At 63.3% G+C, this 8920-nt stretch carries 9 protein-coding genes; 1 reads left to right on the top strand and 8 read right to left on the bottom strand.

Features of this window, described 5'->3' with window-relative positions; all coding sequences use genetic code 11:
• Nucleotides 1-638 (bottom strand): aminopeptidase (locus tag AC1DYX_RS23785; RefSeq protein WP_477263445.1); only part of this gene is annotated, 638 nt, incomplete at its 3' end.
• A 9-nt stretch (nucleotides 639-647) separates the two neighbouring features.
• Nucleotides 648-2729, bottom strand: a complete 2082-nt coding sequence (locus AC1DYX_RS23780) for a molybdopterin-containing oxidoreductase family protein (protein WP_477263443.1) — start codon at nucleotides 2727-2729, stop codon at nucleotides 648-650.
• A 147-nt stretch (nucleotides 2730-2876) separates the two neighbouring features.
• Here AC1DYX_RS23780 and AC1DYX_RS23775 point away from each other — a divergent pair, with 147 nt between their 5' ends.
• Nucleotides 2877-4079, top strand: a complete 1203-nt coding sequence (locus AC1DYX_RS23775; RefSeq protein ID WP_477263441.1) for a M20 aminoacylase family protein — start codon at nucleotides 2877-2879, stop codon at nucleotides 4077-4079.
• Nucleotides 4080-4197: 118 nt separating this feature from the next.
• Here the strand turns inward: AC1DYX_RS23775 and AC1DYX_RS23770 are convergent, their stop codons facing one another.
• The 6 genes from AC1DYX_RS23770 to AC1DYX_RS23745 all read right to left on the bottom strand — a co-directional run.
• On the bottom strand, nucleotides 4198-4950 hold the full coding sequence (locus tag AC1DYX_RS23770) for an ABC transporter ATP-binding protein (RefSeq protein ID WP_477263439.1): 753 nt from the start codon (nucleotides 4948-4950) through the stop codon (nucleotides 4198-4200).
• 1 nt (nucleotide 4951) lies between these two features.
• Nucleotides 4952-5734, bottom strand: coding sequence for an ABC transporter permease (locus AC1DYX_RS23765; protein WP_477263437.1), 783 nt, complete (start codon nucleotides 5732-5734; stop codon nucleotides 4952-4954).
• A gap of 10 nt (nucleotides 5735-5744) precedes the next feature.
• Complete coding sequence (locus AC1DYX_RS23760; RefSeq protein WP_477263435.1) at nucleotides 5745-6194, bottom strand: cupredoxin domain-containing protein; 450 nt, start codon at nucleotides 6192-6194, stop codon at nucleotides 5745-5747.
• Nucleotides 6191-6790: an SCO family protein gene (locus AC1DYX_RS23755; protein ID WP_477263433.1), complete on the bottom strand. Its 600-nt coding sequence runs from the start codon at nucleotides 6788-6790 to the stop codon at nucleotides 6191-6193. Before AC1DYX_RS23755 ends, AC1DYX_RS23760 begins: the two co-directional genes overlap by 4 nt.
• A 13-nt stretch (nucleotides 6791-6803) precedes the next feature.
• Nucleotides 6804-7835 carry an ABC transporter substrate-binding protein gene (locus tag AC1DYX_RS23750; RefSeq protein ID WP_477263431.1) on the bottom strand — a complete coding sequence of 344 codons (1032 nt, stop codon included), beginning with the start codon at nucleotides 7833-7835 and terminating at the stop codon, nucleotides 6804-6806.
• Between the two features lie 139 nt (nucleotides 7836-7974).
• A partial coding sequence (locus AC1DYX_RS23745) for an IS630 family transposase (protein WP_477263429.1) occupies nucleotides 7975-8920 on the bottom strand: 946 nt, incomplete at its 5' end.

Below are 8920 nucleotides of genomic sequence, written 5' to 3'. Positions count from 1 at the left end.
ACGCCAACCTCTTCCACCGTCGAAGCAAACGATTCGTTGAATTGCGAATCGCCCTGCACGTACACGATCTGGTGCGCCAGTTCGTGGAAGATCATGCGGGCCAGCTCGCCGTCCGGGTAGTTGATGAAGGTGGAGATCAGCGGATCGCTGAACCAGCCCAAGGTGGAATACGCGGCCACGCCGCCGACCTCGACGTCGTCGCCCGCGTCGCGCAATTCCTTCGCGTACGACTCCGCCGCTTCCTTGCTGTAATAGCCGCGGTAATTCACGCAGCCGGCCACGGGGAAGCACCATTGCAGGGGCTTCAACGACAACTCGGGCGTGGCGACGACGTTCCACAGCACGTATTGCCGCTTCAGCGCCGCGTAGTTTTTATAACTGTTGTTGTCGGGTAAAGCCATTTCGGCAACTGCGAAGCGGCGGATCTGGCGCGCCGTCTCGAGACGATGGCGCAGTTTGGTACTGGTGCCGGGGTCGGCGATCCAGTCGTCGATCGGACGGGCGTCCGACAGGAGTTCAATCTGGCCTTGGGCCGCCTGGGTGTAATAGTTCAGCGTCGAGCAGCTGGCCAGCAGTCCCGCTGCCGTACCAACGATGAGGACGGAGCGGAACCACGGGGTGATTCGATTGAGTTTCATATTTCCAGATCATGGTGCGGCCTTTTCAACCTGCACCAGCGTGTCGTAAAAAGTAGGCGCCCGTCCCATGTCGGTGAGGCGCTGACTGGTGACTTCATTGGCGTTCTTGCCGTCGCTGGCGAGCTTCTTCCACCAGATCGACAGGCCGACGACGAGGCCGGCCCGCGCTCTGGCGGTAACCCGGGCGCGCGCGACGAACGCGCCCCGGTCGTTGAAGATGCGCACCATCTCGCCGTCTGCGATGCCCCGGGAGGCGGCGTCAGCGGGATGGATGTCCAGGTGCGGTTCACCTTCCGTAGCGCGGAGGCTCTGGACATTGACAAAGGTCGAGTTGAGGAAGTTCCTGGCCGGCGGAGAAATCATCGCCAATGGATATTTCTGCGCCAGTTCGGGGGTGGTAGCGACCGACTCGTGGTTCGGGATATAGGTCGGCAGCGGGTCGAGGCCGTCGGCCTGCATCGCGGCCGAATAAAACTCGCACTTGCCCGACGGCGTCGGAAAACCCCCATGCGCGAACGGCGCGGCGGGCATGTTCAGTTTTTGCCAGCCGGTGCGCTTCAGCGACGACCAGTCGAAGTGGATCGCGCGCTCGTGCTTCTTGTCGAACGCCTGCGCCGCCAGTTCGTCGTCCGTCTCGTCGAACGCCGGATCCGTGAACCCCATGCGTTTCGCCAGCAGGCGGAAGATTTCCGTATTCGGTTTCGATTCGCCCAGCGGCGCAATCGCCGCATTATTCGCCATCATGTACAAGTGACCATAGGCGAGGTGCGCATCGACGTGTTCCAGCTGCGTCGTGGCCGGCAGCAGGATGTCCGCGTAGTCGGCGGTGTCGGTCTGGAAGTGTTCCAGCACCACCGTAAATAAATCTTCACGTTCGAAACCGCGCTGCACCTGCGCCGAATCCGGCGCGATCGCCAGCGGGTTCGCGTTGTACACGATGACGGCATCGATCTTCGGGCCGAACGCGGGCGATGCTTCCCGTTGCAGGTCGGCACCGATGGTGTTCATGTTGATCGTGCGCGGGAGCTTGCCTTGCAACAGGTCCGGACGTTGCAGCGTCACCTTATTGGCCGGGAATGTGCCCGACGTCGACAGCTGCACGCCACCGGCCACGTGGCGCCATGCGCCCACGAGCGCGGGCAGGCAGGCGATGGTGCGCACGGCCATGCCGCCGCCGTGCACGCGCTGCAGGCCGTAGTTCATCCGGATCGCCACCGGCTCGCCCTGGCGTGCCGTGCGGCCATATTCGCGCGCCAGGTCCATGACTTCGTCGACCGTGATGCCGCAGGTGTGCGCCGTGCGTTCCGGCGTCCATTCGGCCACGCGGTCCTTCAGTTGCGCGAAGCCGAACGTGTACTGTTCGATGTAATCGAGGTCGAGCAGGTTTTCCTTCACCAGCACGTGCATCATGCCCAGCGCCAGCGCGGCATCCGTGCCCGGCATCAGCGCGATGTGCTGATGACATTTCTCTGCCGTCAGGGAGCGATACGGATCGATGGCGATCAGCTTCGCGCCGCGGCGCTTCGCTTCCTGCAGGCGCATCCACAGGTGCAGGTTCGACGCGATGGGATTTCCACCCCAGATCAGGATGAGCTTCGCATCCTGGAACTGTTCGGTGTCGGTGCCGATCGAACCGCCGATGGTGTATTTGTAGCCCGTGGCACCGGCATTCGCACACACGGTGCGGTCGAGAAACGACGCGCCGAGTTGATGAAAAAAGCGCATCGCCATCGCCTCGCCCTGCACCAGGCCCATCGTGCCGCAATAGCTGTACGGCAGGATCGCCTGCGGATCGCGCGCGGCGATGGGTCGCAGGCGCGCCGCGATCTCGTCGAGCGCCTGCTCCCACGTGATGCGTTCGAATTTCCCCTCCCCCTTCTTGCCGGTGCGACGCATCGGATACAGCAGGCGGTCGGGGTGGTAGGTGCGTTCGACGTAGCGCGAGACCTTGGTGCACAACACGCCGGCCGTCGTCGGATGATCCGGATCGCCCTTGACCTCCGTCGCCACGCCATCGTCCACGGTCACGAGGAGGGCGCAGGTATCGGGGCAATCATGCGGGCAGGCGCCCCGGACGAGGGTCTTGGTCATCGGATCCATCCAAAAAACGTCGAGAAACCAATACTTTATACGATTCCAGCGCCCGCCGTGGGAGCGCTGGCGTTCCACATGATGGAAGGGCTACAATAGTTCAAAACATGCATGCCCAAGAGGCATCAAAGCATATGGAGATTACGAATGAGACTGGTAGAACCGATTCTCGCCAAGCAATCCGAGCTCGAAACGATCCGGCGCGACATCCACGCCCATCCCGAACTCTGCTACGAAGAACAACGCACGGCCGACGTGGTCGCGCAGCGCCTGACCGAATGGGGCATTCCCGTCGAACGCGGCCTGGGCGTGACGGGCGTGGTCGGCATCATCAGGAATGGCACGTCGAACCGCGCCATCGGCCTGCGTGCCGACATGGATGCCCTGCCGATGCAGGAACTCAACACATTTGAGCATGCGTCGCGCCACGCCGGCAAGATGCATGCTTGCGGTCATGATGGTCATACTACGATGCTGTTGGGCGCAGCCCACTATTTGTCGCAGAACCGCAACTTCGACGGCACCGTGTACCTGATCTTCCAGCCGGCCGAAGAAGGCGGCGCCGGCGCGCGCCGCATGATGGACGATGGCCTGTTCGACCGCTTCCCGATGGAAGCCGTGTATGGCATGCACAATTGGCCAGGCATCAAGGCGGGCAGCTTCGGCGTCGTCGCAGGGCCGATGATGGCATCCAGTAACGAGTTCCGCGTGGCAGTCAAAGGGAAAGGCGCGCACGCCGCGCAGCCGCATCGCGGCATCGACCCGGTGATGGTCGCGGTGCAGATCGCGCAAGGCTGGCAGACCATCATCTCGCGCGAAAAGAATCCGCTCGACACGGCTGTCCTGTCGATCACGCAGATCCACGCGGGCAGCGCGACGAACGTGATCCCGGACGAGGCCGTCATGATCGGCACCGTGCGCACGTTCTCGACGGACGTGCTGGACCTGATCGAGCGCCGCATGAACGAGATCGCAAGCGGGCTCGCGGCGGGCTTCGGCGCCAGCATCGATTTCTCGTTCAAGCGCAATTACCCACCCCTCATCAACCACCCGGAACAGACGGCGTTCGCCATCGAGGCGATGCGCGCGGTCGTGGGGACGGAGAACGTCGACACGAACGTCGAACCGACGATGGGCGCCGAGGACTTCGCCTTCATGCTGCAGGAAAAGCCCGGCTGCTATGTCTTCATCGGCAATGGCGACGGCGACCACCGTTCGCGCGGCCACGGCCTCGGACCATGTCAGCTGCACAATGGCAGCTATGACTTCAACGACCAGCTGCTGCCGATCGGCGCCAGCTTCTGGGCGAGACTGGTCGAGATGAGCCTGCCCCTGGCGCCGGCCAGCTGAACCTATCTCGGCAGGCTCGAACAAGTAGGGTGGGCACCCCGTGCCCACGCGTTAGGCCGGCGTGACGCGAACGTTACGCGTGGGCACAGGGGTGCCCACCCTACTGGGACTCCAAGCCCTACAGGCCGAGTTCGCGCAGGACGGCGTCCTTCAGCGCCTGCGCTTCCGGGCTGGACATCTTGCGCGGGTGCGGCAGGTCGACTTCGAACGTGGCCTGGATCGTCGTCGGCCGCGGCGACAGCACGACGATGCGGTCTGCCAGGTGCACCGCCTCTTCGACGTCGTGCGTAATAAGCAGGACGGTATGCCGTTCCTCTTCCAGGATGCGCAGCAGTTCCATGCGCATCTTGAGGTTCATCAGCGCGTCGAGCGCGGAGAACGGCTCGTCCATGTACAGGATCTCGGGCTTCATGACGAGCGCCCGCGCGATCTCCACGCGCTTCAGCATCCCGCCGGACAATTCGTGCGGATAGCTTTTCTCGAAGCCTTTCAGGCCCACCATCGCCGTGTAGTGGTCGGCAAGCCTGGCCTTCTCCGCCTCGCTGATGCCGTCCAGGCCGAACATCAGGTTCTGCTGCACGGTCAGCCACGGGAACACGGAGCCGTGCTGGGAAATCAAAATGCCTTTCGGGCTCGGGCCGCGCCGGACCTGGCCGTCGATCATCACGCTGCCCGAATCCGGCCGCTCGAATCCGCACAGCATCTTCATCAACGTGGACTTGCCGCAGCCGGACGGGCCGACGATGGCGACGAATTCGCCCTCGCCGATGGCCAGGCTGATGCCGCCGACGACGGGCAGTTCGCCCTTGCGCGTCTCAAAACTTTTCCGGATGTCGTCGACGACGATTTTCGCGTTCAATTGTGCGTTCACATTAGCGTCCATAGCGCCACCTTACCGATTTGAGACGTTCCAGCAGCCGGGTGATGCCATCGAGCATCAGGCCGATCACACCGATGATGATCATTGCGGCAACGACGAGGTCGTAGCGGTTGCCGGCATTGCGCGAATCCATGATCAGGTAGCCGAGGCCGGAACGCAGCGCGATCATTTCCGCCGCCACCACGACGAGCCAGGCGACACCCAGCGTGATGCGCATGCCGACGATGATTTCCGGCAGCACGGCGGGAATGATCACCTGGCGATACAGCTTGGCGCGTGACACGCCGAAGTTCTCGGCCGCGCGCAGGTAGCGCCGTTCGATGGTGTGCACGCCGGCGGCGGTCTGCACGATCATCGGGAACACCGAGGCGATGAAGATCAGGAAGATCGGCGACGCATTGCCGACGCCGAACCACAGGATCGCGAGCGGGATCCACGCGATCGGCGAGATCGGCCGCAGGATCTGGAACAGCGGATTCAGCGTGACCCAGGCCGCGTCCATGCGGCCGATCCATAGTCCGAGCGGAATGGCGACCATGATGGCCAGCAGGAAGCCGGCGCCGACGCGCATCAGCGAGGAGCCGATGTGGTCCCACAGCGTCCCGTCCTCGACCAGTTCCAGCGTGCCGGTGACGACCTGCCAGGGCGTCGGGAAGATGGCGCTGCGCGTGTAGATGACGACGGCCCACCAGACCACGATCAGCAGTCCGAGCACGCACAGCGGCGCCAGGATCCGCCCGCGCTTCTGGGCGAAGAAATTCTTTTCCTTGGTCAAAGCATGCCTTTCATGATGGATGATGTGAAATACGCCAGCGCTCGGCCAGGGCCCGCTGCGCGCCCTGCACGCGCCACGCCAGCCTGCGCCAGCCGGCGCTGGGTTCCGGGTCGACGATGATGTCCATGCGCCCCGCCGCGTGCGCGGTGCAATTGAACTGGTAGTCGGACGCCTGGCCGAACGGCAACTTGAAACTCTGGCCGGGCATGATCAGCACGGGGCCGAACGTCTGCGGCACCCTGTCGAGGTTTCTCAGCACGAGGATGTCTTTTACGCCCAGGGTCAGGTGGATTTCGGCCGGCAGGATCTCGACGTCGTGGCCCGCCGCCCGCCGCTCCCACGTGCCGGCCGGGATCTCGAACAATTGCTCGCGCGAACCGGCCGGGATGGGCGCGAACATTGCCCACAGCACCGGGACTGCGACCACCGCGGCCAGCCATGCAACGCGGCGGCGCTTCATTGGGCAAGCAGCACACGCACGTCGTGCACGACATCGTCGACGGCGCGGCCGTAGGGGCTGAGCGCCCGCAGCCGGCCGGCGCGGTCGATCAGGTAGATGAACGCCGAATGGTTGTAGCCGTACGCGCCATGGCTGTCCGGCGGGGTCTTGACGGCGCTCACGCCGTAGTCCTTGCGCACGCTTGCCAGCTGGGCCGGCGTGCCGGTCGCGCCGAGGAACGACGGGTCAAAGCCGGCGAGGTAGGCCTTCATCCGCGCCACGGAATCACGCTCAGGATCAACCGTCACATAGATCACCTGGAAATCCTTGCCGGCGGCACCCAGCCTGCTCCTTGCCGCCGCCAACTCGGCGAGGGTCGTGGGACAGACGGCCGGACAGGATGTGAATCCAAAACCGAGCGCCACGACCTTGCCGCGGTAATCGGCGAGCGTCAGCGGCTTGCCGTTCGAGCCCTGCAGGGTGAAGTCGGGCGCCATCCGCGCCGGTGAGAACTCGCCGGATTTCAACGCGGTGGGCGGCGTGGCGGGCGTTGCCGCACCGGCCAGCACCGGCAGCGCGATGAGCAGCGCCGCGGCCGCCCTGGTGCATCGTTGCATGCGGTCCGCCGTACTAGAGGAGAATGGTGGCCGGTTTGGCCGCCTTGACGAAGCTTTCGTCGACATAGGTCTCAAACGGAATGGGTTTCTTGATGGTGCCGGCCTCCAGCGAGAGCTGCATCAGCTCGTCGAATTCCGACCGGATGATCCGCAGGTCGCCATAGGTCACGCGGTCGCTCGGGTTCGTCATCACGAAATTCAGGATCTTCGGATCCTGGTTGAAGAATTTCTTGGTGGCGGCGATGGCCACGGCCTTCTGGCGGTGCGYCGGATCGCTGTCCAGCCACAGGCCCGCCGCCTGGACGTAATTGACCAGCTCCTGCACGAGCGGACGGTTGTTCGCGATCAGGTCTTCGCGCACGGTCAGCACGCAGCAGATGTAATTGCGCCATTCGTCGCGCGTCATCCGCAGCGGCGTGGCATAGCCCGCCATCTGGGCCGCGGCGCCGAACGGCTCGCCGGTGCAATACCCGTCGACCGCCTTCGCGTACAGCGCCGCCGGCATGTCGGGCGGCGGCATTTCGACGATCTCGACATCCTTGATCGTCATGCCCTCCTGCGCCAGCATCTTGCGCAGGAACAGCAGGTCGACGGCGAACCGGCTCGGGATGGCGATGCGCTTGCCGGCCAAATCCCGAAACCGTTTATAGCCGGAATCCGTGCGCACCATAATGACGGCGCCGGAGCGGTGGCCGAGCGACACGACCTTGACCGGCACATTGCTCGATGCGAGGTCCATGACCATCGGCGCCAGCACATAGGCCGCCTGGACCCGCCCCGCCATCAGCGATTCCTTCACCTCCGGCCAGCCGCTGTACTTGCTGTACTCGAACTCGAACACGGGGCCGGACGACTTGGCGGCCGCATTGCTTGCCGCCTTGGCCATGCAAGCGACCGGCAAGGTCAGGTTGCACGTTACCGGCAAGCCGGCGACGACCAGCGGTTCCGCCTTTTTTTCCTTGGAACACGCCACAAGGCTGGAAGGCAATGCCAGGGCGGAGGCTGCTTTCAGCAATCCGCGCCGGCCGTGTGAAATGGATTCCATGCTGGTGTGCACTTCTTCGACGATCGGTGGAATAAATACTTCGGGATCATTCAAGCGTAGAAGATTTTTTGGACCAAGGCAAGAAACTAATGCGTTTTCGCATTACGTAATCCTGATACTAACCTTCTAGAAAGTAAAGCTATGCTTGCGCGGCGTACCGGCATTCCTGCTGGCGAAAGAACGATTGGACCATCGCCGGTAACTTCTGAATACGGYGCAAAGCACCGRGAGCGAGTTTTTTCATGCCGTCTTTGTCCTGCACGAATTGCTTGCTGACCTGGCGTTTCACGTGTGCCCATACCTGCTCGTCGGGATTCAGGTGCGGCGAATAGGGCGGTAGGTAGAAAAGTTTGAGCGCACCGTCAAGGCTGGCRACGTATTCCTTGACCAGTTTGGCCTTGTGAATCGAATGGCCATCGACGACGACGAACACGGGCTTGGTGGCGCCGAGCATCAGGCGCTTGAGAAACTCCTTGAACACAGCCGCATCGACGGTGCCCTCATGCAGCATGAAGCGGAAATCGCCGCGCGGGCTGACCGCCGAAAGCATGTTGAAGGAGAAGCGGCTGCCGGTCACGGCCACGACTGGTGTTTCCCCGACCGGCGCCCAGGTGGTACCGGTGTGATAATCGGAACGGATACCGGCCTCGTCTGCGAAGTAGATGTTCGCACCCGCCGCCTTCGCTTCGGCCTTGATGGCCGGATAAGTCTCGGCTTCCCATTGSCGGACCAGCACGGGATCCTGTTGCCATGCCTGGTACAGCGGCTTTTGCGCGGAAAAGCCAAGCAGCTTCATGATCCGGCGGACCGACTCCAGCGACAGCGATTTGCCGAACTGGCGGTTGATCAMTTCACGCATCAGCGRCAACGTCCACAGCCCGAATTCGAACTTGAACTGCTGCGGCGTATTGTCCTTCACCGCCAAGGCAATCCAGCGCATCTCCTCGGTGCTGACCTTGGGAGGGCGGCCCGGAATCGGCTTGGCCAGCAGTGCGTTTTGGCCCCCATCGGCAAATTTCGCCAGCCATCGGAACACCGTGGTGGCGTTCACACCATAAGCGGCCGCGACGTTCGCCACCGACTGG

The organism is Massilia sp. P2_C2 (genome assembly GCF_056404615.1).
Note: the sequence above shows the minus strand (reverse complement) of the source record. Positions and strands in the feature narration are given on the sequence as shown.

Bases quoted from the DNA above. Each gene is read 5' to 3' on its own strand.
- AC1DYX_RS23780 (WP_477263443.1), bottom strand. From the start codon at position 2,729: ATGACCAAGACCCTCGTCCGGGGCGCCTGCCCGCATGATTGCCCCGAT.
- AC1DYX_RS23775 (WP_477263441.1), top strand. From the start codon at position 2,877: ATGAGACTGGTAGAACCGATTCTCGCCAAGCAATCCGAGCTCGAAACG.
- AC1DYX_RS23760 (WP_477263435.1), bottom strand. From the start codon at position 6,194: ATGAAGCGCCGCCGCGTTGCATGGCTGGCCGCGGTGGTCGCAGTCCCG.
- AC1DYX_RS23755 (WP_477263433.1), bottom strand. From the start codon at position 6,790: ATGCAACGATGCACCAGGGCGGCCGCGGCGCTGCTCATCGCGCTGCCG.